General features: G+C 64.0%; 14 protein-coding genes. 10 read left to right on the forward strand and 4 right to left on the reverse strand.

Annotation, left to right across the window (positions count from 1 at the left end; translation table 11 throughout):
* Positions 1-42 precede the first annotated feature (42 nt).
* Positions 43-1,713 (reverse strand): Dyp-type peroxidase, encoded by a 1,671-nt coding sequence (locus ACVWYF_RS17615; RefSeq protein WP_457070406.1) that lies wholly within the window; start codon positions 1,711-1,713, stop codon positions 43-45.
* A gap of 370 nt (positions 1,714-2,083) precedes the next feature.
* On the opposite strand from ACVWYF_RS17615, the gene ACVWYF_RS17620 reads away from it, so the two are divergent.
* From ACVWYF_RS17620 to ACVWYF_RS17630, 3 genes are read left to right on the forward strand one after another with little or no spacing between them, the layout of a single operon-like run.
* Entirely contained in the window at positions 2,084-2,320 is a 237-nt protein-coding gene (locus ACVWYF_RS17620; RefSeq protein ID WP_457070408.1) for a hypothetical protein, read from the forward strand.
* A gap of 44 nt (positions 2,321-2,364) precedes the next feature.
* Complete coding sequence (locus ACVWYF_RS17625) at positions 2,365-2,964, forward strand: DUF4304 domain-containing protein (protein WP_457070410.1); 600 nt, start codon at positions 2,365-2,367, stop codon at positions 2,962-2,964.
* A gap of 36 nt (positions 2,965-3,000) precedes the next feature.
* Positions 3,001-4,362, forward strand: a complete 1,362-nt coding sequence (locus ACVWYF_RS17630; protein WP_457070412.1) for a sigma-54-dependent transcriptional regulator — start codon at positions 3,001-3,003, stop codon at positions 4,360-4,362.
* Positions 4,363-4,453: 91 nt separating this feature from the next.
* Here ACVWYF_RS17630 and ACVWYF_RS17635 read toward each other — a convergent pair whose 3' ends face one another.
* Entirely contained in the window at positions 4,454-8,026 is a 3,573-nt protein-coding gene (locus ACVWYF_RS17635) for a PAS domain-containing protein (RefSeq protein WP_457070414.1), read from the reverse strand.
* A 240-nt stretch (positions 8,027-8,266) separates the two neighbouring features.
* Between ACVWYF_RS17635 and ACVWYF_RS17640 the strand changes: the two genes are divergently transcribed.
* The 4 genes from ACVWYF_RS17640 to ACVWYF_RS17655 all read left to right on the forward strand — a co-directional run bounded on the left by ACVWYF_RS17640 (position 8,267) and on the right by ACVWYF_RS17655 (position 16,027).
* The gene (locus ACVWYF_RS17640) at positions 8,267-9,718 is read left to right on the forward strand and encodes an ATP-binding protein (RefSeq protein WP_457070416.1); all 1,452 of its coding nucleotides are present in this window, start codon (positions 8,267-8,269) and stop codon (positions 9,716-9,718) included.
* 90 nt (positions 9,719-9,808) lie between these two features.
* Positions 9,809-10,519, forward strand: a complete 711-nt coding sequence (locus ACVWYF_RS17645) for a hypothetical protein (protein WP_457070418.1) — start codon at positions 9,809-9,811, stop codon at positions 10,517-10,519.
* A gap of 109 nt (positions 10,520-10,628) precedes the next feature.
* Positions 10,629-13,931 carry a hypothetical protein gene (locus tag ACVWYF_RS17650; protein ID WP_457070420.1) on the forward strand — a complete coding sequence of 1,101 codons (3,303 nt, stop codon included), beginning with the start codon at positions 10,629-10,631 and terminating at the stop codon, positions 13,929-13,931.
* A 173-nt stretch (positions 13,932-14,104) separates the two neighbouring features.
* A complete protein-coding gene (locus ACVWYF_RS17655; protein WP_457070422.1) occupies positions 14,105-16,027 on the forward strand; it encodes a CocE/NonD family hydrolase in 1,923 nt (640 codons plus the stop codon).
* 140 nt (positions 16,028-16,167) lie between these two features.
* Here ACVWYF_RS17655 and ACVWYF_RS17660 read toward each other — a convergent pair whose 3' ends face one another.
* Positions 16,168-16,821, reverse strand: a complete 654-nt coding sequence (locus tag ACVWYF_RS17660; RefSeq protein WP_457070424.1) for an HAD family hydrolase — start codon at positions 16,819-16,821, stop codon at positions 16,168-16,170.
* Between the two features lie 419 nt (positions 16,822-17,240).
* On the opposite strand from ACVWYF_RS17660, the gene ACVWYF_RS17665 reads away from it, so the two are divergent.
* Together ACVWYF_RS17665 and ACVWYF_RS17670 are read left to right on the forward strand one after the other, a co-directional pair.
* Positions 17,241-18,809, forward strand: coding sequence for a hypothetical protein (locus ACVWYF_RS17665; protein WP_457070426.1), 1,569 nt, complete (start codon positions 17,241-17,243; stop codon positions 18,807-18,809).
* Positions 18,810-23,237: an nSTAND1 domain-containing NTPase gene (locus tag ACVWYF_RS17670; protein WP_457070428.1), complete on the forward strand. Its 4,428-nt coding sequence runs from the start codon at positions 18,810-18,812 to the stop codon at positions 23,235-23,237.
* Positions 23,238-23,366: 129 nt separating this feature from the next.
* On the opposite strand, the gene tnpA is transcribed toward ACVWYF_RS17670, so the two are convergent.
* Complete coding sequence (gene tnpA, locus ACVWYF_RS17675; RefSeq protein WP_457070430.1) at positions 23,367-23,828, reverse strand: IS200/IS605 family transposase; 462 nt, start codon at positions 23,826-23,828, stop codon at positions 23,367-23,369.
* Between the two features lie 253 nt (positions 23,829-24,081).
* Here tnpA and ACVWYF_RS17680 point away from each other — a divergent pair, with 253 nt between their 5' ends.
* Positions 24,082-25,629 carry a hypothetical protein gene (locus ACVWYF_RS17680; protein ID WP_457070432.1) on the forward strand — a complete coding sequence of 516 codons (1,548 nt, stop codon included), beginning with the start codon at positions 24,082-24,084 and terminating at the stop codon, positions 25,627-25,629.
* Positions 25,630-25,666 lie beyond the last annotated feature (37 nt).

Below are 25,666 nucleotides of genomic sequence, written 5' to 3' on the forward strand. Positions count from 1 at the left end.
GGCAAACGGGCCGCCACGGCCGGGCCCTGGCCCGGGTCAGGGTCAGACGTTCACGGTGTGTTCGGTATGCACTGTGTTCACCACGCCCGCGCCTACGTCGGCTTTGTCGGGCACGAAGAGTTGCAGCAACGGGTCGAGCACGGTTACCCCGCTTACCAGGTTCGGGTCGAAGTGGAACAAGGACGGGTCATGCAAAATACTGACCGGGTCGCCTAGTTTGGGCACGGTGCTCAGCGAAGGCGTTTTCTGCACCCTGGTGAGCGTCGGCGTGTTCGTCCGCAGGCTCTTGAGCATGCTCAGGCTGGGGGCGAAGAAATATTCACCGCCCCGCATGTTGATGAAGTCCCCAAACCGGGCGTCTTTCCGGCCGGCGGCCCCGTAGTCGGTGGGCCAGTGGTACTGGGTGGGGTGGGCGTTGGTGAGGTCGGTGGGCTGGCCAATGAGCGGGTCCTTTCCGGTACCCGGCTGCGAGAAATCAGGGTTATTCACCCACGACTGCTGCACAAACTCGAACTGGGTGGTGATATTGGCCACGTAGCACATAAACAACAGCCCCACGCCGCCCGTGGGCAAGTCCTCGGGCTTGTCGGACAGGTTACCCTCGGCGTCCCGAATCCGGGGCTTGTCCTCGTAGGGAATGCCCCGGCGCACCAGTCGTTTAGTTTTGTTGAAATCCGCGCCGGCCAGGTCGGTGCGCGGCCCGGATTTGCGGATGTGGGCGTGAAACGGGCATTTGGAGGCACTGCCGGCATCCGCGAAGTTGAAGTTGTTTTCCTGGTGGCCCAGGGTGGGGTGCTGCTCCGCGCCGTGCAGCATTACCGGCGTGCCGTCCTCGAACCGGCCCACGGCCCAGGCCCCAATCAGTTCGGCTTGCGCCGCTTGGGCGGGCGTCCAGCTGGCCTCGTTGGCGGGCAGGTTAAACACGGTTTTGGCGGTTTCTTTCTCCTGGGTTTTGAAGCCCCGCACGTTCTGTTCCAGCTTGCGAAACACGAAATAGCTGCCCATGCTGTTGCCGTCCTTGCCGCCGGGGTCGGCCACGAGCATCAGGCCGGGCGTGGCCCGCGGGTCCCATTTGTCGGTGTGCGCCGGAAGCTCATCGGCAAAAAACACGGGCTGGCTGATGCCGTCCACGTAGTTGTTGTGCTCAATGCCTTCGCCCTCGGCGTTGCGCAGCACCACGCCCCGCTCCGCGGCCACCACGGTGGCCTTAGTGGCCAATGACAGCTTGATGGCCCGCGTCAGCGAGCGCGCCTGGTGAATGTCGGCGTCGGCCACGAGCACCATGGCGTGAATGACGCCCTCGGACCCGTTCAGGCCCGGGCTCCAGGTGGAGGGGTTGGGGTCCTTGAGGGCCGCGTTCGAGGCCTTCATACCGCTGCCGAATTTGGCGTCCGTGGGCTTTTTGGCCGGTGCCACGCCAAGGTAGTTATAGCCTTCGGCGGTGAGGAAAAACGAAGCGAAAACACTACCGGGAATGCGCTCGTCGTGAAACAGCTGGGTCTCGTCCAGCTGCTTGCGGGCCGTGGTCACGAACACGCTGCTGAAACTGGCTATCCAGTTGCCCACTTCTTTCTTCTTACCGGCTTTGAAGCTCAGGAACAGATTGAAAGTGAACTGGCGGCCGTGGCCTTTGAGGATGTTCCCCTGCATGTCGCTGAGGATGGGGTCGGCGGGGTCGACGGGAAAATTTGCTAAAAACTGGGCTACTGGCATGGGCTGGGTTGGTTTAAGTGAATGATTTACTTCCGCTTATTTCCGCAGGCCAATGCACTTTCTGGCGTGCCCGCGCGCAGGGCCTGTCGCTGCGCGGCGCGCAGACGGTGGCATGACTTGGTCGTTTTTGGAGTAGCTGCGCCCGGCACGGCCAGGGCCGCTCTACGTTGCAAAAACCTCGATGCAGCTCTCCCATTCATTGGGGTAATCACCCTCCCTTGCCGAGGAAGCCCCCGCGACACCACAATCCGAATAAACGCACGCCCCTGGCCTCATGCGCGATGGCATGGCCCTCATTTTCAAGCTTCTCCCAAGCCCGGCAAAGGTAAAATCGCCTGCAGCCTTGGCGCATCAGTACCACCACTGAATATTGGGCGACAGTACGGCCCAGCTTCTTTTCCTCGGTGCTATCATTACTTCACACCGCCTCTGGCTGCTCGGCTACGAGCACGACGCGGCCGGGGCCCTCGTGCCGGGCGTCCCCATCAGCCCCCAGCACCAATACAACCTGGCCGAAATGGGCCTCGCCTGGCACGAAAACGTCGAAGCCGAACCCGAATTCGCCCAGTTCGTCGAACACATCAAGCAGGAGATTCGCGGGAGTTAGGGCCGTTTGGGATTACTATTGCTTGTTCAAATAGTAGCTCTGCCATGCCTAAAACACTTATTCAAGAGAGGTTCGACAATTTAGTTTCGAATATTATATGGCCTCAATTTAAAGCTAAAGGATATAGAAAAACGGGAAATAATTTCCGCTTCTACAATATTGATGGTTGGGGAAAGATTGTAAATATTCAGAAAAGTGCATTCGGTGACAAAAACAATATCAGCTTTACCATTAATACTGGTCTATACCTGCCAGAAGCGGATACAATATTTGAAATTCCAAGAGGCGAAAAGTTTCTAGAGCCAGATTGTCTTGTTCGAAAACGCATTGGAAAATTGAATGGATTGCAAAAAGACCTTTGGTATGATTTGAACGAAAAAGCGCCTCCTAATGATTTAGAAGGCAGAATCAGTCAGGATTTTTCGCAATTCATTCTTCCGTATCTAGAAAAGATTCAGTCTCGTGATGATATTTTAAAACAGATTATTCGTGAGCATACACCGAATGAAGAAAAAGCTATTCGAACGCTATTCATTTGCGGATATCAGGAAGAAGCTCGCCAGTGGATAGAAGAGGAAATTAACAACACTATTTATAGAACGTGGCGTGAGCAGCTAGTGAAACTAAGAAATTCATTAGCGTAAATTCTTCAAAGCATATTGAATCTAAATTCCTGATAAATGCCCACCGGTACCCTGCTCATCATCGACGACGAAGCGCGCTTGCGCCAGCTGCTGGCCCAGGTGCTGGAGCTGGAAGGCTACACCGTGCTGCAAGCCCCCGACGCCCACCGCGGCCTGGAGCTGCTCCAGCAACACGCGGCCGACATCCTGCTCGTGCTCTCCGATGTGAAGCTGCCCGATGCCAACGGCGTCGACTTGCTACCCCGCTTCAAAGCCGCCGCCCCCGATGCCGAAGTGGTGCTGCTCACCGCTTTCGGCACCATCCCCGACGGCGTGAAGGCCATGAAGCTCGGCGCGTTCGACTACCTCACCAAGGGCGATTTTGAGCAGCAGCTGGTGGTGGTGGTTGACCGCGCCGCCGAAAAAGCCCGCCTCCGCCAGCGCGTGACGGAGCTGGAGCGCCGCGTGGGCCAGCAGTACCGCTTCGAGTCCATGATTGGCGACTCCATGGAGCTGCGGCGCGTGCAGCAGCTGGCCCGCCAGGTGGCCCCCACCGACAGCACCGTGCTGCTCGAAGGACCCACCGGCAGCGGCAAGGAGCTATTTGCCCAGGCCATCCACCAGGCCAGCGGGCGCAAGGGCAAGGCTTTCGTGGCCGTCAATTGCAGCGCCTTCCCGAAGGATTTGCTGGAGTCTGAGCTGTTTGGCTATAAGAAAGGGGCATTCACCGGCGCACTCACGGACAAGAAGGGCCTGCTGGAAGAGGCCAACGGCGGCACCCTGTTTCTGGACGAAATCGGTGAGCTGGAGCTCAACGTGCAGGCCAAGTTCCTGCGCGTGCTCGAAAGCCAGAGCTTCACCAAGCTCGGCGACACCAAGCCCACCAGCGTGAACGTGCGCCTGGTGGCCGCCACCAACCGCAACCTCAAGCAGGAAGCCGCCGAAGGCCGCTTCCGCCCCGACCTCTATTACCGCCTCTCGGTCTTCACTATCCTCGTCCCCAGCCTCAAAGACCGGCCCACCGACGTGCCACCACTGGCCAATTACTTCCTCCAGCACTTTGCCGCCCGCCTCAGCAAGCGCCTGCCCGGCCTCTCGGCGGAGGCGCTGGCCCTGCTGGAGCGTTACCCCTGGCCCGGCAATGTGCGCGAGCTGAAAAACGTGCTGGAACGCGCCGCCATTCTGGCCCCCGCCGGGGAAATGTTGGCGGCCGATTATTTGCCCGATGAGTTTCATGCCTTGGGCCGGCCGGTGAAGCCCGGCGCGGATGCGGCCGATGAAAGCCTGCGGGCGCTGGAAGCGCGGCACATTGGGAAATTAATGGGCGAGCTGGAAGGAAATAAGCCCGAAGTAGCCAAGCGACTGGGCATCGGGCTAACTACGCTATACCGCAAGCTGGAAGAATACGGACTGGGGTAAAAACAGCCCTTTACCGGGCGAATGGGCGGGTTCCGGTCCGACCGCCCTAGGCGGTCCGACCGGTTGTCGTCAGAACGGAATCGGAAGTGCTTCAACCGGTCGGACCGCCTAGGGCGGTCGGACCGGTGGCTCCTGTATCGGTCAGGTCCAGCAGAAGTTGGCAGAGGGCGGCTTCCTCGTAGGGCTTAGTGAGGCAGGCATTCATGCCGGCAGCCAGGTAGGCGGCGCGGTCGGCGGCGAAGGCATTGGCGGTGAGGGCGATGATGGGCAGGTTGGCGCGGGCCGCGTCGGGGTGACGGCGGATGGCCTGGGTGACTTCGACCCCGCTCAGGCCCGGCATCCGGATATCGAGCAGGGCCGCGTCGAACGGGTGCGTTTGCAGCTGGGTCAGGGCGTCGAGGCCGTTGTCGACGGCCTGCACCTGCACGCCCCAGTATTCGAGCACGGCCACGGCGATGCGCTGGCTCACCAAGTTGTCTTCGGCCAGCAGCACCCGCAAGCCGCGCAAGGCTTCATAGGAAGCATCGGGCGGCGCGGGGGCCAGCAGCACGGCCGGCTCCGGGGCGCGGGGCAGCACCAGCTGAAACGCGAACGTGGTGCCCGCGCCGGGCGCGCTGGCCACGCGCAGGGTGCCGCCCATCTGCTCCACCAGCTGCTGGCTGATGGCCAGGCCCAGGCCCGTGCCGCCAAAGCGCAGGCTGGTTTCGGCGCTGGCCTGGCTGAAGGCGTCGAAGATGTGGGCCTGTTCCTCGGGGGCAATGCCGATGCCGGTGTCCTCCACCCAAAACTGGAACACCAGCTCCTGCGGCGTGTCGCGGCGCACCTCGGCCCCCAGCCGGACGTGGCCCCGCTCGGTGAATTTGATGGCGTTCGACAGCAGGTTGAGCAGCACCTGGTGCAGGCGGTAGCCATCGCCCACCACGCGGGGCACGGCCGGGCGCGGTGTCTCAACGTGCAGGGTCAGGCCTTTTTGCGCGGCCAGGGTGGCCACCATCTGGCCGGCCCCTTGCAGGGCCACGGCCACATCGAAGGGGCCGTGGTTGAGCTCCAGGTGGCGGGTAGTGATTTTGGCCATGTCGAGCACGTCGTTCACGAGGGCCAGCAGGTGCTGGCCGGCCTCCTGCATGGTGCCCAGGTAGTCGAGCTGCGGCGCGGTGAGGGCGGTTTTGCCCAGCAGGGCAGCCATGCCCAGAATGCCGTTGAGGGGCGTGCGGATTTCGTGGCTCATGCGGGCCAGGAAGGCTTCCTTGGCGCGGGCATTCTCTTCGGCTTCCTGCTTGGCGTGCTGCAGCGCGCGCTGGGCCAGCACGCCGGGCGTCACGTCATAGCCCGAGGCCACCACGTAGCCGGGGTAGCCCTCCTCCGTCACTTTATAAGTGTAATAGTTGAGGTAGCGGAGCTCGCCGGCCCGGGTACGGACGCTAATTACGCGGGGCTGGGGCAAGCTGGCTTCGTCGCCACCCAGATACGCCTGCAGGGTGGCGCGGTGTTCGGGCGGCAGCACTTCGCGCAGGTCGCGGCCCACCAGCTGCGCGGCCGGCACGCCCATGAGCTGCTCAATGGCCGGGTTCACTGAGAGGAGCTTACCCGCCAGGTCGTGGGTGCAAATCAGGGCCTGCGAGTAGTACACTAGGTCGTGGTACTGCTTTTCGCGGCGCTCCAGCTCGGAGCGGGCCTGCTTCACGGCCGTGATGTCGGTGCTCACCGTGAGGATGCCCACCTGCCCGTTGGCTTGCAGCAAGGGCCGCTTATGCACTTGGAAATACAGTGTTTCGCCGGATATCAGCGTGAAGGGCAGCTCCCGCGTAAGCGCCTGCGGGGAAGCGAGTACCAGCTCATTTAGCTGCTGCACCTGGCGCATCTCCTCCTGCACGGCCGCGCTCGCGCCTACTTGCTGCCAGTGCCGGCTGTGCGCAATCATGGCCGTGTAGGCATTATTGGAGAAGGAAACGCGGCCATCGGGCTCCACCACGTACACCACGTTGGGCAGGGCATCCAGAATCTGCCGGATGAAATCCTGCTGCTGCTGCAACATGGCCTGCACCTCGTGCTGCAGCTTTTCGGCCTGGTAGCGGGCCGTAATGTCGATGCCCGAGCCCACCACCAGGCGCAGGCCCCCATCGGCTCCGAACACGGGCCGCAGGTGGCGCAGCACCAGCTGCGGGCGCTGGTTGCGGCCGGTACGCATTTCCTCCCAGGTCACGTCCTGGCCGGTGCGCACGGCCAGGTCGAAGTACTGGTTGCGCTGCTGGTCCAGGCCGGTGGGGTGCTGCTGGGAGCGGAGCGCGAAATACTCGTCGCTGCTGAGGCCGATGATTTGCTGGCGCACCACCGGGTCCGCCACCGACGACGGATTGACGAACAGGAAGCGGTGGCCAGCATCGAACACGGCCACATCCACGGGCAGCAGGTTCAGAATGGATTCGTAGAACTCCTGCTGGCGGGCTATTGCCAACTCGGCCACCTTGCTGGCCGTGATGTCGGTGCCCGAGCCGATTACCAGCGGCATGCCGTCGTGCCCCCGCACGGGCCGGTAGCTCTGCTGCGAGTACTGCGGCCCGGGGTGGGCTTCTTCCCAGGTCACCTCGGCCCAGGTACGCAGGGCCTCGGCAAAGGCCGCCGTACGCACCGCGATGATGGCGGCCGGATGCCCCCGGTGCTCACTGGCCGCCGCGCTGGTCTGGCCCAGCATCCAGGCGCGGGTGGCGGGGTCGGGCTCCACCACTGGGTTGAGAAACAGGTAGCGGTGCTGGGCATCGAACACGGCCACGGCCGTGGGCACCTGCTCCAGAATGCTTTCGTAGAAGGCGCGCTGCTCGGCCAGCTGCTCCTCAGCCAGCTGCCGCGCCGTAATATCGGTGAGGTACAGGGTAACCGTTTGCTGGTCCGGCGCGGCCACTGCCGTGCATAAATAGTGCTGCCCGGCCACGGCCAGGGCCTGCTGTAGCACGGCGGTGCGCCGCGCGGCCTGCACCAGGGCGTGCAGCTCCTGCTGGAAATGTCCTGGCGTGTCGGCGGCCAGGGCTTGCAGCAGCAGGTGGGCGGCGGGGTTGGCATAAATCACTGCGCCCGTGGCCGTCAGGCGCAGGATGGGGTTGGGGTTTTGCCGGGGAATAAAGGACAGCATCCGAATCTCGGCGTCGCGCTGGTGGCGCTCAGTCACGTCGCGGTAGCAAATCAGGCGGCCGGCGCGCACGGTATCCAGCACCAGGTAATCAAGCTCCACCACCCGCCCGTCGGCCAGCCGGAATTCCTCCTGCAACGCGGTTTGGGCCGCCGCGTTCAGGGCCAGTGCCCGCTGCCGGAAGGCAGCGGGGTCGGCAAATGCATCCCCAATGAAAACGGCCGCGTGCGGAATCGGTGGCCCGCCTTCCAACGGCCCGGCCACTGGCTGCAGGCCAAACAGGTCCCAGAAACGCTGATTCACGAACTGAATCCGGCCTTCGTGGTCAACCAAAATCAGGCCGGCCGGCAGGTGCTGCACCAGGGCCGTGAGCTGGGTATAATAGCGCTGGGCGTTCACTGCGGCGCTGGCCAGCTGCCCTTCGAGGGTGGCGGCCTGGGCTTGGGCGGCCGCCAAAGCGGCTTCGGCCTGTTCGCGGCGGGCGCGTTCGGTGGCCACTAGTGCGGCCCAATCAGTATCGGAACGGGGAGCAGCGGGCATGGCCGGACGGGGAAAGGTAGCATGAGGCCAGAGCCGCCAACGGTAGCAGCGGCTCCGGGGGCGGCATCCCAAGATACGGCTGGGCTTTCGCCAAACAAGGCCCGCTGCCCAATTCCCGCCCGGCCGGGGCCACGTCCATTCGGTTTTTAATCGTTTGTCAGCCTGAGCATTTCGCGCATCAAGCGAAATGCTCAGGCTGACAGCCGCTTTATAGCCCCAAACCGCTTCATTTGCGCTGCAATGTCCCTCAAACTTAAAATCCGCCTTAGCGTCTTCCTGCTGCTGGTGCTCCTGCTGGGGCTGGGCGGCTACGCCTTCCTCACCATCCGCTACCTCGAAAATGGCGCACACGGCATCGAGCAGGCCGATTTCAACACGGCGCGCGTGGCGGTGCTGGCGTTTCTGGCGGCCGGCACGGCGGTGGGCATCACCATGATGGTGCGGCTGCCGCGCATTGTGGTGCGCCCGCTGCACCGCCTCACCGCCGACATGGAGCGGGTGGCCGGCCCCGGCCCCGCCACCCGCGTGGCCGTGGGCAAGCGCGACGAAGTGGGCACCGTGGCCGCCACCGTGAACCTGGTGCTGAGCCAGGCCCAGGACGAGCGCCGCGCCACCCTGGCCGAGCTGTTCACGGAGCGCAACCGCATGGAAAGCTTAGTGAGAAGTTTGGACGAGGGCCTGCTGCTGCTCGATGAGCACGGCACCATTGTGCTGGCCAACCCCGTGGCCTGCGACCTGCTGGGCCTGTCCCAAACCCAGCTGTTGGGCCAGCCCGCCGCCGCCGTGGCCGCCACCAGCGAGCTACTGCGCGACCTGCTCATCCCCCTGGCCGAGGCCAACCTGGCCGGCGACGCCGTGCCCGACCCCGTGTTCACGTTCCCGCACAAGGGCGACGCGCCGCACTACCAGCTCAGCATCAGCCCCATTGAACTGGTGGCCGGGCCGGGCGGCAAAGCCGTGTCCGGCGGCCATATTTTCTGCCTGCGCAACGTGTCCGATTTTAAGAAGCTCGACGAGGTGAAGTCCACCTTCCTGGCCACCATCTCGCACGAGCTCAAGACCCCATTGGCCAGCATCAAGCTCAGCCTGATGCTGTTGCAGAACCCGCGCACCACCGATGCCGAGCGGCAGACCCTGGCCACCGGCATTGGCGAGGAAACCCAGCGCCTGCTCAACATGGTGGGCCAGCTCATCGAAGTGTCGCGCCTCGACGCGGGCGCGGGCATCAAGCTCAACGTGCAGCCCATGCACCTGGCCGACGTCATCCGCTACGCCACCCAGACGGTGCATCCGCAGCTGCACGACAAGCAAATCCAGCTCGACCTCCAGCTGCCCGAAGCCCTGCCCGAAGTACACGGCGACGTGGAAAAAACCACCTGGGTGCTCATCAACCTGCTTTCCAACGCCATCCGGTACTCGCCGGCGGGGTGCCCGCTCATTATTCGGGCGCTGCCCTGGGGCGAAATGGTGCGCGTGAGCGTGGAAGACTGCGGCCCCGGCATTCCGGCCGAGTTTCACAAGCGCATTTTTCAGCGTTTCGCGGGGGTGCCGGGCCAGGGCGGGCACGGCAGCTCGGGGCTGGGACTCAGCATTTCGCGCGAGTTTATTGGGGCGCAGGGCGGGCAGCTGTGGGTAGAAAGCCAGCCGGCGGCGGGCAGCCGGTTTCTGTTTACGCTGCCGGTGGCGGGCTGAGGGGCGCGGCGGCATTTCCGGTTGTTTGCCGCCGCCGTGCGTAAACCCAACCGTACCAGCGGCCGCGCGCTGCCTTTTTCTTTTAAAAACATGCTGACCCCCGCCCCCAAATTCACCGTTGAGCGCCTCACCTTTACCACGCTCACGGAGCTGCCAAACACCTGGCAAAACTCTGATTATAAGGCCTTATTGATCAAGATGAATTACGACAATCCGGACGCCATCAGCGAAGCCGAATTGAAGGAAATGTGCCTGATGTCGTTCACCGATTTGGAGCCGCGCGAGGCGGCCGAGGTGGTGCTGGGCTATTTGTACCCCGAAGAGTTGAATGCCGGCCAGATTGAAAACCTGTCCCACCAGATGCTCACCGAAAAGCTCTGGGAAGAAAACCCTGAGCTGCCGCTGCACAAGGGCTTCTACCAAGCCACCCAATTGCTGCACGATGCCTACAACGGCACTTTCCCGGCCACCAAGGGCGTGGAGTTTCAGGTGAAAGTAACGGCCGAAAACCCCGCCGATTTAGCCGTGTTTGCCGATGCGCCGGCCGCGCCGCTGGTGCGCCTGCTCGCGCCCGGCCTGCCCGATAATGCGCTGATTAACCGCCTGTTTTCGTCGCAGGTGGAAGGCGACAAATTCGAGGAAGCCAAGTCGATGCTGTGGCAGCTGACCACGAAGGAACAGACGGCTGATTCCATCACCTTCGATGTGGTGAGCTCGGCCTACTGGCTGGAAGATTTCAAATACGCCGACACCTACGAAGCCGCTACCCACGCCGACGCCATGGTACCGGCCGAAGAATAAGCCCCCTCTCCTTTTGGGCCGGGCCAGCATACGCGCAAGCAACTTTCGCGTATGCTGGCCTACATTGGCTCCTTAGCACGCGGCGGCCCCGCCGCGCACCCGGCATTTTATGAGATTTTCCACCCTGCGACGAGTATTGGCACTGGTGCTGCTGCTGGCCGTGCTGGGCGCGGGGGTGGCAATCTGGCAGTTGGGCAGTGACTACGGCCGCCGCTTGGTGGCCCAAAAAGTGCGGCAGGGCCTGACGCAAAACTCCGAGCTGGTGCTGGCTCCGTTTCGGGTCGAAATGTCGCCCTGGCGCGACTTTCCGCACCTCACGGCCTCCATCCAGCACCTGGCCCTCACGGATACCTCGTTTCAAAAGTCAGTGCCGGTGCTCCGTATTGGCCGCGTCGATTTGCGGGTGGAGCTGCTGAGCCTGCTGCGCGGCCGGGTTGATGTGGCGCGGGTCGAAATCAGCGACGTGGATTTTCAGGAGCGGGTCGATTCCTTGGGCCGCGCCTGGGGCCTGCGCGGCAAGCGCCGCAAGGGCACCGGCAAAGCCCCCATGCTCAACCTGAAGCTGGACGAACTGGTGGTGAACAACTTCCGCTTCAGCTCGCACAACGGGTACTCGCGTGGGGCCTTCGGGGTACTGGTGCGCCAGGCGCAGCTCAAGGCGCGGCTGCGAGGCGGCGTGCTGCGTGTGGCCGGCACCCTGGATGGCGAGCTGAGCTACCTGCGCACCCGTGCCGGCACCCTGTTCGAGCGCGAGCCCGTGACGGCTTGGGTGAACTATAAATACACGTTTGAGAAGCGTCAGGGCCTGATTTATCGCACCCGCGCCACCCTCAACGGCGACACCATTCGGGTGAGCGGCACCCACACCGTGGCCGCCGACCAGCCCGCCGGCACCATGATGGCGCTGCGCTTCGTGGGCAACCAGCCCCTCGTAGATGTGCTGCACGCCGCCCTGCCGCCCCGCCTGGAGCCCTACCTGACCGGCACCACCAGCCCCAGCAAGGCCCACATTCACTATACCATCACGGGCCTGAGCGGGCCGACGGTGTCGCCGCGCAACGTGCTCACCTTCGGCCTGCGCGGGGCCAGCCTGCAATGGCCCGAGCCCGCCCGCCATATCCGGCGCTGGGATTTGCAGGGCAGCTACGACAGCGGGCCGCAGCACAACATCCGCTCCACGATGCTCACGCTGCGCCACTGCCGGGTGTATTCGGCTGCCGGCCAGCTCGACGTAGCCCTCACCCTGCGCAACTTCCGCCGCCCCTTTCTGGATGGCCATTTCCGGGGCCGCACCGAGCTGACCGAGCTGGGTGCGCTCATTGCCTCCGACCGCTGGCAGGCCCGCGGCGGCACCGCCGACCTCGATGTGCGCCTGCGCGGCCTGCTCCCGCCCCGCCCCGACCGCCCCGCCCCCCCAAAGCCCCAGCGGCCCCTGTCGTTACGCGGCAGCATCACGCTGCACCGGGCCTCGCTGGTGCTGCCGGCGCGCGGGGCCGACATTTCGGACTTAGACGTGCAGGTGGGCCTGCGCGACAGCCTCTGGCACCTGGCCAACGCTTCGGGGGTGCTCAATGAGATGCGGTTTCAGGCCTCGGCCACCACCGTCAACCTGCTGGGCTACCTCAACGGGCAGCAGCCCACGGCCAGCATCAGCGGCCGGTTTGCGGTGGACGAGCTGCGGGTGCCCCAACTGCGGGCGCTCATGCAGCCCGTGCCCCGCACCGCCGGTGCAGGCTTTGCGCCCACCAGCCTGCCCAAACCCAACCGTGCCCCCCGCGACAAGGCCCAGCTGGCCGCCACCCTGGGCAGCGCCCTCATTCCGCCGGGCCTGCTGCTGGATGTGAGCCTGCGCTGCCAGCGACTGCTGCTGTCCACCGACACGCTGAGCAACCTGGCCGTAACCATCCGGCATGATGGCCAGCGGGTGCGGCTCCAGGACCTGGCCGGCCGCGTGTGGGGCGGCGACGTGCGCGGCGACGTGGAATGGCCCACCGACCCCGACAACCGCGTGGCCCCCGTGCAGTACCGGGTGGGCGTACACTTCGCCTCCATCAACTACCTGGAATTTCTGGCCCGCCTGAACCGCCCCGCCCCCGAGGCGACCCGGACCGCCCGCGCTCGCCGCCCAAAGGCTGGCGGGGCCAGCCCGGCCCTGCGCGACCTGCTGCTGTCGGCCAACGGCCAGCTCACCCTCGAAATCGACCGCGTGGACCTGCCCGAGGACGAAACCATGCGCCGCGTGAGTTTGCAGCTTGAAAAAAGCGGCCCCACCCTGCGGATGCCATACCTGCGCTTCCTCACGCCGGAGGGGGGCCACGGCGAAGCCTCCGGCACGGCCCAGGTGGAGGGCCTGCACCTGACGGCCGCCGATGCCGACCTGACCCTGCGCTACGCCACCCTCGACGTGCAGCGCCTGCTCGGCCTCATCGCCAGCCTCACCGCGCACCCCGACACGGTGCCCACCGCCCGCACCCTGGCCCGGGCCGAGCGCCGAGCCGAGCGCCGCGCCCAACGGCTGCGCCTGCCCGGCAACCCTTCCCTGTTTTCCAACGGCGTTTTGAGCGCCGTGCTGCGCGTGGAGGCCGATGAGGTGCATTATGGTGTGCTACGCGGCAGCCGGTTCCGGCTGGTATCGCACCTGCTCGATGGCGAGGCCCGGCTCGATAACTGCTCTTTTGATGCCTTGCAGGGCCGCCTGAGCCTGAGCGGCTACATGCGCAGCACCGCCAACCGCGCCCATCACCCCACGCAGCTGCAGGTGCGCCTGGAAGATATTCAGCTACCGGGCCTGTTTGCCGCCGCCACCAGCATGGGCCTGAGCGTGCTCGGGGGCGACAACATTCGGGGTAGCCTGCGGGGCGTGGCCGACATTCGCACCGACCTCGGCCCCGCCTTCCTGCCCGGCCTGGCCCAAACCGCTGGCTACCTCAAAACCGATGTCCGCGACCTGGAGCTCATCAATGTGGAAGCCCTGATGGAGGCGCTGAAATTCATGAAGTCCGAGCGCACCAGCCATTTGTATTTCGAGCCCGTGCGGGCCGAGTTCGTGCTGGCGCAGGGCCAGGTCATCATCCCTGGCCTGCACCTGAACAGTAATTTGAGCAACCTGGAAATCAGCGGGCACTACGGGCTGGACGGGGCCACCAACCTCTACATCGGCCTCAAGCCCCTGCAAGCCCTGTTCGGCAACAACGGCAAGCGCGTCGAGCGCATCCAGAACGGGGCCACGGTGAGCAAATCGACCGGCAAGCTCACCTACGTGAACCTGCGCCGCACGGCCCCCGGCGAGAAATACAAGGTCCGCCTGTTTCAGCGCGACGAGCACCGCGACGCGATGGCCCGCCTCCAGGAGCAGTACCGCGGCTACCTGCGCACCCAGCGCCTCGACACCACGGTGCGGATGCTGCGCTAAGAAGCCGGTCGGACCGCCCTAGGCGGTCCGACCGGTTGTCGTTGTTTGCCGAAACGTGCTTTCTTCAACCGGTCAGACCGCTTAGGGCGGTCGGACCAGAACTTATTGAGCGCAAGATGCTGCGTTCTGCATAACGTTCTTTGTTCCGCGTTCAACTCCTCACGCTTCCCCTTATGCCCCGCCTGCTCCTCGCCTTCCTGCTCCTGGCCGCCGCGCCCGCCGCCCAGGCCCAAACCCCGCCCCGCGCCCCGGATTCGGCTTTCGTCAAAGCAAACTACACCAAGCTCGACCGCCGGATTACCATGCGCGACGGCGTGAAGCTCTACACCACTATCTACGTACCGAAAGGTACTTCCCCGGCCACGCCCTACCCGTTTTTGATGACGCGCACGCCTTATTCGGCCGGGCCGTATGGCGAGCAGAAGTACCGCACGCGCGGCCCCGGCCCCAGCCGGGAGCTGTCGCAGGAGAAGTATATTTTCGTGTATCAGGACGTGCGCGGGCGGTATATGAGCGAGGGCCAGTTTGAGGAAATGACCCCGGCCCTGCCGCCGGGCACGAAAGCCAGCGGCAACAACCCCGCGCCCCACGACGAAAGCACCGACACCTATGACACCATTGAGTGGCTGCTGAAAAACGTGCCCGGCAACAACGGCCGCGTGGGCATGATGGGCATCAGCTACCCCGGCTTCTACGCCTCGGCGGCGCTGCCCAACGCCCACCCGGCCCTGAAAGCGGTATCGCCCCAGGCGCCGGTCACGGATGAGTTTATCGGCGATGATGCCCGGCACAAGGGCGCGTTTTACCTGCTCGACAACTTCGAATTCACCAACTATTTCGACGTACCGCGCCCCCAGCCGGTGGCCGATTATGAGCCGCTGTTCAAGTTTGAGACGAAGGATGCCTACAAGTTCTTCCTCGACCTCGGCCCCATCAAAAACGCCAACGGCCCAAAGTATTTCAACAACCGCGCCCGCATCTGGAACGAGTACCAGCAGCACGAAACCTACGATGCCTACTGGCAAACCCGCAACATCCGCCCGGCTCTCACGGGCGTGAAACCGGCTGTGCTGGTGGTGGGCGGCTGGTTCGATGCCGAGGACCTGTACGGGGCGCTGAACACCTACAAGGCCATCGAAAAGCAGAACCCCGGCATCCCCAACCGCCTCGTGATGGGCCCCTGGACCCACGGGGCCTGGGCGCGGCCGGATTGGAGCAAATTCGGCCCTCTCAGCTTCGGCTCAAACACCGCCGAAACATACCGTGAGACGCTGGAAACGCCGTTTTTTAACTTCTACCTAAAAGACAAAGGAACCTTTAACCCAGCCGAAGCTACGGTGTTCAACACCGGCACTAATGAGTGGAAAACCTACCCGGCGTGGCCGCCGGCCGCTACGGAAAGCCGCACTATATATTTTCAGGAGTCTAATCGACTGGACATAGTTGACACACAATCTAAAAAGGAAGGTTCGATGGGACTTAAGTCCACTCCTCCTTATGTCCGCAGAGTTGGCGGAGATAACTCTGTCAATATTCCATATCAATACCTCAGCGACCCGGCCAACCCCGTGCCGTACACCGACGGCATTCACGGCGAGCGCAACAACGAATACATGATTGAGGACCAACGCTTCGCCGCCAAGCGCCCCGATGTGCTCACCTTTCGCACCGAAACCCTGCCCGATGCCCTCACCCTGGCCGGCCCCCTCACCGCCGACCTATGGGTGAGCACCTCCGGCACCGATGCCGACTTCATCGTGAAAGTCATCGACGAGCAGCCCGACGGCACCCAGCGCCTCGTGCGCGCCGAGGTGATGCGCGGCCGTTTCCGCAACAGCTTCAGCAAGCCAGAGGCCTTCAAGGCTAACCAGCCCACCGAGGTGAAATACGAGCTGCCCGACGTGCTCCACACCTTCGCCAAAGGCCACCGGATGACGGTACAGGTGCAAAGCACCTGGTTCCCGTTGGTGGACAGGAACCCGCAAACCTTCGTGCCCATTGCCACGGCCGATGCCAGGGACTTTCAGAAAGCCACCATCCGGCTGTACCACGATGCCGGGCATCCGTCGACCGTGCGGGTTTCGGTGCTGCCGTAGGGAGCTGGTGGGTTAAAAGGAACGTCATGCTGAGCGCAGCCGAAGCATCTTTATTGTTCAACCAATCCAATCAATAGGATTTAGTATGGCGGTAGAGATGCTTCGGCTGCGCTCAGCATGACGTTCCTTTTTATTTGTTCTTACGCCACCAGCCCGCGCATGAAGGCGTCGGTGTAGTCCGGGGCAAAGTGCTGCACGTTGGGCAGGTGCGCGAACTCAGCCTCGGCGTGAGTGGTGGTGAGCACCACGGCCGGCATGCCGGCATTGCGGGCGGCTTCGGCCCCTTTGGGCACGTCCTCGAACACGAGGCAATCGGCGGGCGGCACCCCCAGCAACTCGGCGCAGCGCAGGAAAACTTCGGGGTTAGGCTTGCTCACCGTCACGTCATCGGCGCTCACGATGGCCTGGAAGTAGTGCCGGATGTGGAGGTTATCGAGCACGAAATCGATATTGAACGGGATGGCGGCCGAACCGATGGCCATAGGAATGCCCCGCTGGTGGGCCTGCTCCAGCAGTTCCGGCAAGCCCGGCAGCAGGGCCAGATGCGGCAAAAACTCGCGCTGGTAGCGCCGCTCTTTTTCGAGCGAAACACGGTCCATTTCCTCGTCCGTGAAGCGGTCGGGGCCAAACACGCGCACCAGCACCTCGCGGTTTTTGCCGTACATCTGGGGCTTCACCTCGTCCCAACCGAAACTGCCGCCCAGGTCCTCGTTGAAGAGCTGCTGCCAGGCGCGGGTGTGGTATTCCATGTCATGCACCATGGTGCCGTTAAGGTCGAAGATAAAGGCTTTCATGGGAGATTAGCGGGGTTTTTTGAGCGCCGCAAAGAACGTCATGCCGAGCGCAGCCGAGGCATCTCGCGCGGGGCAGCAAACCTTTTATCCAACGGTTCAATTAGTTATAGCACGCGAGATGCCTCTATTGCGCTCGGCAGGACCAACGCTCGCAGGGGCTCTCCTTCTGCTTGCCTGACCCTACAAATACACCCGGAACGAGGTGCCCGCGCTCACTTCGCGCTCTGCCTCGAGGCGGCCGCCGTTGCCCCGCCCCCTCCGAAAAGCCCACTGGCCCGCGAGCCCGGCGGCTTACCCAGCCCGCACCAGGCAGGTATTACTACGCTAAAATCTGGCACAAATAGCATACCCGCCGGAAACACTTGTATATTTGAACGAGGCGGCTTGCCCTAAAAAACCGCCGGCTTCGAGCCCTCGCCATGTCTACCCCCGCATCCGAATTTGAGTACGATATTTTCATCAGCTACCGGCACAACGACAACCTGTTCGATGGTTGGGTGACCGAGTTTGTGGCCCGCCTGCAGGAGGAGCTGGCGGCCACTATCAAGGAGCGGCTGAGCATCTATTTCGACAAAGACCGCGCCGACGGCCTGGGCGACACGCACCAGGTAGGCCCCAGCCTGGCCCACCGCCTGCGCTCCTTCATCCTGATTCCGCTCATTTCGCAGACCTACTGCGACACCGAGCGGTTTTCGTGGCAGCACGAGTTTCTGCCGTTTCTTCAGCAAGCCAGCGCCGACCGCCTGGGCCTGTCGCTGCGCCTTCCCAGCGGCAACGTGGGGTGCCGCGTGCTGCCGGTTCGCATCCACAACCTCGATGCCACCGACGTGCAGCTGCTGGAACGCACCCTGAACGGGCAGCTGCGCACCATCGATTTCGTGTACCAGGACCTGGGCGTGAACCGCCCGCTGCGGCCCAAAGACGACGAGCTGCCCCGCCCCACTGATGGCCTGCTCTACCGCAACCAAATTAATAAAGTAGCCAATGCCGTCAAGGAGCTGGTGGCGGCCCGCAGGCAGCAGCCGGCCTCGGCGGAACCGCTGGCCGGCCGGCATCCCGCGCCCGCGCCCCTGCTGGCTCCGGCCACGGTGGGGCCGGCGGGCAGCAGCCCGGTGGTATTCCTGGCCTGGGCCTCGAAAGAGCTGGCCGCCCGGCGCGAAGAACTGGCCCTGATGTGTACCAAAGCCGGCCTGCAAGTGGTGCCCACCACCGACTGCCCCTTGGATGAGGACGAATTCCGGACCCGCACCCGCGAGGCCCTGGCCGCTGCCACCTGCGCGCTGCACCTGCTGGGCAATGAGTTTGGCCGCCGCTTCGAGGACGACGAGGAATGCTCCTTTCCCGTGTTTGCCTACCAGGAAGCCCGCCGGGCGGCCGCCGACCAGCCCACGTTCCGGCAGTTTGTGTGGTACTGCCCCGATGAGGCCCTGGCCGTGAAGCCCGCCCAAAAGGAATTCGTGAACACCATCCGCAACGAGCTCACGGACCGATGCACCTTCACCAACGCCCCCAGCGCCATGCAGCTGGTTGAAGACGTGCGCAACACGCTGGGGCGGGTGGAAGCGCCCTCGGGCGAGGTGGAGAAGGAAACCGATATTTTCTTCGTTTTCAATGAATTGGACAGCGAAGAAGCCAACCAGATTACCGACCGCCTGAGCGAGGAGTTCCCGCTGGAAATGCTGACCATTGAGCCCGACAGCGAAGATTTGTACAAGGAAATAACGGTGCGCAACATTCCCAAAAGCAAGCTGGCGGTGGTGTATTTCAAGCACAGCGCCGACTGGGCCTTGCCCTTCGTGAAGCAGGTGTGGCGGCTGGTGGGCGGGGCGGGCTCCAACACGCCCATCCTGTTTGTGGGCGAAGACGACCCGGTGCAAAACCGCATGCGGGGTTTCAAGGCGCCGCGCGTTATTTCCTGCATTCAGCCGCACCTGGGCGTGAGCGAGGAAGTGCGCCGCGTGCTTCAGCAAATCAACGCCCGCGCGTAGATGGCCGATTTCTACAACTCCCTCCCCTCCCTTTTTGGGGCCGAAGAACCGATTTGTCCTTACACCGGGCTGCGCACCTTCACCGAAGACGAGGCCATTTACTTCCGGGGCCGCGAAAGCCACGTAGGCAAATGCCTGGACCTGCTGGCCGAGCGGCGCTTTGTGATGATAACCGGCGCGTCGGGCGACGGCAAGTCGTCGCTGGTGTTTGCGGGGCTGCTGCCCGAGGTGCGGGCGGGCTTTCTGCGGGCGCGCTACAGCAGTTGGGCCGTGGCCACCTTCCGGCCCGAGCGCAGCCCCCTGCGCAACCTGGCTCAGTCCTTGGCCACGGCCCTGCAGTTGGAAAGCAGCGCCGCCGCCATCGAAACCGAGTTGGAACAAGGCTTTTCAGCCCTGGTTCAACTCTACCAAACCTCGCCTCTATGCCCGCCGGCTGAGCTACCCGCCGGCCTCACGCCCGCCGAGCAGCGCCGCTACCAACTCAAAGCCAGCAACCTGCTGATTGTCGTCGACCAGTTCGAGGAGTTCTTCACCAACCCAGAAAACTACACCCGGGACGGCCCCAACGCCGCCGCCCAAACCGTGGTGAACCTGCTGCTGGAAACTACCCAGTTAGCGCAAGCTGAGGGCCTGCCCATCTACATCGCATGCACTATGCGCTCCGACTTCGTGGGCCAGTGCGCCGAATTTCGGGGGCTGATTGAGCAGGTAGGAGCCAGCCAGTACTTCGTACCCCGACTGCTGCGCCACGAATTTGTGGAAGTCATCAGGGAGCCGGCCCTGCTCAGCGGCAACCGCATCAGCGAGCGGCTGGTGCAGCGCCTACTCTACGACATCCGCCAGGGCCAGGACCAACTGCCGGTGCTCCAGCACGCGTTGCGCCGCATTTGGCTGGCCGCCGACCAAGGCCGCGAGGAAATGGACCTGCTCCACTACGCCATGGTGGGCGGGCTGAGCGACGAGCTGCCGGCCGCCGACCAGCCGCGCTTCGTGCGGTGGCAGGCCACGCTGCCGGCCCAGCAGCGGGAGTTTTTGCTGGCCGATGCGTCGCTGCGCAACGTGCTCGATGCCCACGCCAACCAGCTGTACCACGGGGCCACCGACCGCTACAACCAGACCTTCGCCCCGCCCCTGCTGCCGGGCACCGCCGAGCGAGTCATCGAGCAGGCCTTCCGGGTGCTCACCCGCACCGACGGCCAGCGCGTGGTGCGCAACCGCCTGACAGGGGCCGAAATCACAGCCATTATCAACGATGCGGCCCTGCCCTGGCCGGTGGTGTGCCGCATTCTGCGGCCGTTTCGCCAGCCGGGCACCACGTTTCTTTCGCCGTTTCTGAACGAAGACGAGGACGACCAAGCAGTGCTCCCGCTCGATGCCGTGCTCGACCTCACCCACGAGAGCCTGATTCGGAACTGGGACCACCTGGCACAATGGGCCGTGCAGGAAGCCGAAGACGTGCGCGTGGCCGAGGACTTTATGCAGCAGGCCAGCCGCTGGCAGGAAAACGGCAAGAGCCGCGACTTCCTATTGCCCATCGGTTCCTACAGCTACTTCGCGCAGTGGAGCCAGCGCAAGCCCAATATGCCCGCTTGGCTGGCGCACTACACCACCGGCGGCCGCCCTGGAGCTTCGGCCGAAGCGGGGAATGGGGCGGCTGTTAGTAGCGGGAACGGGGCAGGGCGGCCCCGCTCCCCCACCTCGTTTCCGGTCCCGGCCAATGCCCCGGCCTCAGTGCTCACGCGCTTCCTGGCGGCCAGCCGCCGCCGCCTGACGGTGCCGCTGCTGGTGGCTCGCTTTGGAGCCGGCCGGCTGGCGGCCGCCGTGCTGGTGCCGCTGTTGCTGCTCGGGCTGGGCCGGCTGATGTGGTATGGCCGTCAGCAACAGAGCGACTACATCGCCTATACCATCGTAAAGGAGCGCACGCCCTACCTTAAATCGCCCTACGTGGTGGTGGACGACAAGGCCCTGTTTCTGCTGCACACCGACCGGCTGAAGAACATGATGTACCGGCCGGACGGGCAGCCGGCCGGGGCCTACGCTTTCCCGCGTATGCTCGACGCACTAGGTAGCGACAGTCTGGCCTTGGGCATCGAGCTGAGTATGTACGCCTGGGCCAACAACATGGACTACGACTCGGTGGAGCGCGAAAACCCCTACGCCCGGCAACTGCTCTTCGACCTAAGCCGCCGTCTGGATGCGGCAGCCCAGCGCACGCCCTTGGTGCCAGGGCAGCCTGTAACTGCCCGCCAACGAGCCACGGCGGTGTACTCCGCCCTAGCAGCAATGGCCCACACCTACCACCTGCTGTACGCCGGCCGGCACCGGGTGGCCCTTCCCGAGCCGCTGGCGGCGCAGCAAGCCGCCAACCGCCGCCTCGAAGCCAACAAGCAGCGGATGCTGCACCGCCTATACAACTACGTGCGCCAAGAAGTGCAGGACACTACCGGCGCGGCCCCCAGCGCCAACGAGTTCGGCTTTTGCCTGCGGGTGCTGCTGGGACAGGGCAATTTTCAGCCGGCCGAGCTGGCTTTTTTGGAAAGCCTGAATCCGTTTGGTATGCCCGCGTCGCGCCGACAGTTCCGGCGGTTGTTTCCGCCCGAGCTCAGGCTCTACGCCGCTGGGGGCAGCACCGCTCACAGCGGCGGCTACCTGAGCGGGGCCATCGTGTTTGCGGCCCGCCGGCAACCGGCGCAGGTAGCCCGGTGCCTCGACTCGCTGCGCACGCAGGTAAGCCAGCTCAACTACCGCGACGGCGGCATCGCTCTGCTGCCATACTTGGTGAAGTACAGCCTGTTCACGCCCGAAAACACGTTGGACTTGCTGCGCCGCTGCAGCCGGGTGGGGGAGTTTTCGTTTAACCGGACCTACGCGGCGGCCGTGTGCTGCCTGCTCAGCGAGAGCCCGGCCAACTCGGTGTACGACGTGGGCCCCTCCTACGGCCGCAAGCCTGCGCAGGACGAGGGCCGCACCGGAGCCGTCAACCCCGACTACCTCAACTCCGACCGGGTAAGCTTCTCGGTGCCCGTAGCCGTGCGCGACCACACCTGGCAGGCCCTGTGGCAGGCCGCCCCGCAGGTAGCCGCCGCCGAGCCCCTGTTTGCCGAGCAAGGAGGGCAGCCTTTCTCCGGGCCGGCTGCCGCCGCCCGGCGTCGGCGCAACGGCTTGTTTCTGCAAGCGTTTCTGGCCAAGATGCACGGTGTATACCTGCACGAGCTGAAGCACCGGCCCGCCGAGGCCGCTCAGGCGTTTGCCCGCTTCAGCGCCGGCCTGCAAGCCCTTGAGCAGGCAGGGCCACTTGGGACCAGCCAGCTCAAGCCCTCGCAGTGGAGTCTGGGGCTGCCGGAGACCATCAACCTGACCGATGCCAGCCGTGACGAGCAGGATGCCGGGCGCTTTCTGCGCGAGCCTACCCGCCCCAAAACGCTGCTGTTTGAAACCTATCATACCTGCTCCTTCAACTCGTTTTTTCTGTACCAGCTGCGGCGCGAGGCCGCCCAGCCCGTGCCCGACCAGCGCGTGGTGCAGCTGCTCGATAGCGTATCCTTCGTCGAGGCCGCTTTTCCTGACCGCTGCTCCAGCACCCGCTATCACTCGCTACGCACCGCGGCCCTGTCGCGTCTGCGTCAGGACCAGCCCAACCTGACTTGGATTGGGGCCCTGAACACGGTGCCCGGCCCGCCCGCCCGCCGCCAGCGCAACGCCCTGCTGCTGACGCTGGCCGCCACGCTGCAAAGCCCCATCCGTCTGCAACGATTCACCCTCACGCCGGCCCTGCGCTCGTTTATAAAGAACCTGCCCAACCAGCCGGCTTTTAGCCAGGAGCCTTGGAAGGTAGTACTCTCGGATTTGGCCACCGCCCTGGCGTTTGTCGGGCGCATTCCCGAGGCGATGGAACTGGCCGGTACCCTAGCCAGGCCGATGGCTACCATCACCAAAATCAGGGTAGCCGAGCAGGCCATGCTCACCGACAACCTGAACCACCAGCAGCTACTGGACGACTTCCTGGAGCAGTACCGGCGGCAAGTAAGCCGGCAGCCATCCGGGGCCGGCACCAGCGTTATCGGTGTCCTGTGCTGGCGGCCCTATAACAACGAGAAGGGAAGCTTTAACTACGACGTGAGCTACAACCCGGGCGACGTTGATTTTGTCCTGCCAGACCTGGCTAGCTTCCTGATTAGAGAGGGCAACAGCACTGTGCATCTGCGCGGGCAACTGGCCATGTGCAAGGGCCGCAGCTTTGGCTACACCCCCTACTATGCCCGGCTCGATATTCCGGCCTACGAGTCGCAGCGGGTGCGCCAGCCCTATTTTAATGCCGTGCTACTTGGGGTAGCCCACACCGAAGCCACCACCCCGGGCAGTGGCTGGCGCGAGTTTGACGAGGTGCAACTGGTGTACCCCAAAGACTACGACGGGCTGGCGGAGTAACGGCTCGCCTATCGCCTGGCCCTACCGCAAAGCACCCCGGCCACGATGCGCAGCCGGGGTTCTTTGCACTAAACGACTGTGGACTGTAACTCCATAGGTTTGAGGGCGAATAGAATTCGGCGGTTTCAGCTAAAGCCGACTGAAAGGCTGCCACTCAAGTGGGCTACTCCAAAATGAAATTCTCTTCCCGTTCGGCCGGTCTTTGTGATGATTCGAATACGCTTGCAAGATGTCGTCTGTGACATTGGCCACACTCCATGCCTCGTAGCCGATACCCCAGAAATGGCCGCCCCAATAGCGACGCTTGAACTCGGGAAATTCCTGCAACAACAATTTGGCGCTACGGCCTTTCAGCCGCCGCACCAACTCGCTTATGCCCAACGAAGGCGGATACAGTACGTGCAAATGCATAGGGTCTTTGCTCACCAATCCTTTTAGTATTTGCACATCGAGGGCGTTGCAGAACTGCCGCAGTAAGTCCCGGCAGCGCAGTTGCACCTCGCCTACCAGCACTTGGTTGCGGTACTTCGTGCTCCACATCAGTTGGATATCCCGCTTATAAATCGAGTGATGGCCTAAGCCCTGCTTCATTCAGTAAAGCTACCAGCCATTAATAGCTGAGTAGCAACTAAAGTCTTGCCCTTAAGAGCACAACGCTCCCTTAGCTACTAGCCGGCGGGCCAGCCCCCACCTCCCCGGCCATCGCAAAGCCCCGGCCGCCAGCAGCCGGGGCTTTTTTGTGCAGCCATGCGCTTACTTTGAAGCCGCATTCATTCCTTTTACCGACCGTGGCCATGCCCCGCAACCACCCCGAGGGCCTGGTGGCGGGGCGGCTATCTGCCCTATGCCCGTTTCGCTAGCCGTCCCCGCTTCGCCCCCTTTCGGCACCACTGCCCCTGCCAGCCGGTGGTGGGCCAGGGTCGCGGCCCTGATTGTGGGCCTGGGACTGCTGCTGCGGGTAGTGGTGTGGTGGCAGCAGCGCTCCATTGCCCTGGACGAGGCCAACCTCATCCGCAACTACGTGGAGCGGAGCTACGGCCAGCTGTTCCAGAACCTGGACTACGCGCAGTACGCGCCGCCGCTGTTTTCGGTGGTGGTGAAGGCCTGCATCGGCCTGTTTGGCAACAACGAGCTGTCGGTGCGGCTGTTTCCGCTGCTGTGCAGCGGGGCCACGCTGGTGCTGTTTCGGCGGCTGACGCAGCGCTGGCTGCCGCCCACATTTGCCTGTCTGGCGCTGGCCTCGGTCGCCTTCGGTGGCCTTTTTATCGACTACGCCACCGAGTGCAAGCAGTACGCCACCGAAGGACTGGTGGCCCTGGGCCTGCTGGAAGTGGCCCACTGGGCGGGCCGCCGGCTGCTCACGCCGCGCCTGGCACTGGGCCTGGCGGCGCTGGGCGCGGCCGCCGTGTGGCTCTCGATGACGGCCGTGTTTGTGCTGGCGGGCATTGGGCTGTGGTGGCTCACGCGCAGCCTGGGGGCCCGCGACTACCGCACCGCTGTGCGACTAGGGCTGGTGGGAGCCGCCTGGGGGGTCAGCTTCCTCACCTACTTCATTCTGCTGCTGAAAGCCAACGCGGAATCGACCTACCTGCAACGGTTTCACCACGAATATTTCCTGGCCTTCCCGCCCCGCTCGCGGGAGGACTTGCAGCTGCTGAGCGGCCAACTGGCGGGCATCGCCGACCGGGCCATTGGCAAAACGGTGCTGGCCATGGTGCTGGCGGCGGTGGGCGCGGCGGTGGGCACCTGGCAGCTGCTACGCCGGCGCGACGAGCTGTTCTGGCTGGTGCTAGTGCCGGTGCTGGCCTGCCTCACGGCCTCGGCGCTACACTACTACTCGCTCATTCACCGCCTCACGCTATTCTTTCTGCCGCTGGTTATCGTGGTGGTGTTCCTGGGGCTGGCCACGCTCGCTACCCGGCGGGTGGCGTTTGGGGTGCTGGTGGCGCTGGCGCTGGTGGTGCTGGGCAACCAGCAGCGGTTGCGCCACTTGTTCAAGCCCTTCTACAGCGACTATGCCGAAGTACGGACCGGAATGGAGTACATTGCCCGGCACCAGCGCCCCGGCGAAATTGCCTTCATGAACTACAACGTGTCGCCGGTGGCCTATTATTACCTCAACCAGCACACCCCGCCCATGCAACTGGCTTCGGTGGTGCTGCAAGCGCCCCGCCCCAGCCCGACCGATATTTTTGAGGACGCCATTGGGCAGATGCACCGGCAGGGCCGGGGCCGGGTGTGGCTGCTCTACGACCGCGCCGATGAGTCCATCAGCACGCTTGCCGCCGCCCAGGGGCGCATCCTGGACCGCTTCAATTTTGAGCGGGGCTACGTGTTGCTGGTCGATTTTGCGGGGCCGGCAGCGGTTCCCGGCGCGGCCCCGGGCCGGTAGCTGTCATTTAGTATCCGAGGCCGGCCGCCGGCCTCGC

This window comes from Hymenobacter sp. UYAg731, from assembly GCF_054061335.1.

Bases quoted from the DNA above. Each gene is read 5' to 3' on its own strand.
- ACVWYF_RS17655 (WP_457070422.1), top strand. From the start codon at position 14,105: ATGCCCCGCCTGCTCCTCGCCTTCCTGCTCCTGGCCGCCGCGCCCGCC.
- ACVWYF_RS17640 (WP_457070416.1), top strand. From the start codon at position 8,267: ATGTCCCTCAAACTTAAAATCCGCCTTAGCGTCTTCCTGCTGCTGGTG.
- ACVWYF_RS17680 (WP_457070432.1), top strand. From the start codon at position 24,082: ATGCCCGTTTCGCTAGCCGTCCCCGCTTCGCCCCCTTTCGGCACCACT.
- ACVWYF_RS17630 (WP_457070412.1), top strand. From the start codon at position 3,001: ATGCCCACCGGTACCCTGCTCATCATCGACGACGAAGCGCGCTTGCGC.
- ACVWYF_RS17645 (WP_457070418.1), top strand. From the start codon at position 9,809: ATGCTGACCCCCGCCCCCAAATTCACCGTTGAGCGCCTCACCTTTACC.
- ACVWYF_RS17635 (WP_457070414.1), bottom strand. From the start codon at position 8,026: ATGCCCGCTGCTCCCCGTTCCGATACTGATTGGGCCGCACTAGTGGCC.
- ACVWYF_RS17665 (WP_457070426.1), top strand. From the start codon at position 17,241: ATGTCTACCCCCGCATCCGAATTTGAGTACGATATTTTCATCAGCTAC.
- ACVWYF_RS17660 (WP_457070424.1), bottom strand. From the start codon at position 16,821: ATGAAAGCCTTTATCTTCGACCTTAACGGCACCATGGTGCATGACATG.
- ACVWYF_RS17670 (WP_457070428.1), top strand. From the start codon at position 18,810: ATGGCCGATTTCTACAACTCCCTCCCCTCCCTTTTTGGGGCCGAAGAA.
- ACVWYF_RS17615 (WP_457070406.1), bottom strand. From the start codon at position 1,713: ATGCCAGTAGCCCAGTTTTTAGCAAATTTTCCCGTCGACCCCGCCGAC.
- tnpA (WP_457070430.1), bottom strand. From the start codon at position 23,828: ATGAAGCAGGGCTTAGGCCATCACTCGATTTATAAGCGGGATATCCAA.
- ACVWYF_RS17625 (WP_457070410.1), top strand. From the start codon at position 2,365: ATGCCTAAAACACTTATTCAAGAGAGGTTCGACAATTTAGTTTCGAAT.
- ACVWYF_RS17650 (WP_457070420.1), top strand. From the start codon at position 10,629: ATGAGATTTTCCACCCTGCGACGAGTATTGGCACTGGTGCTGCTGCTG.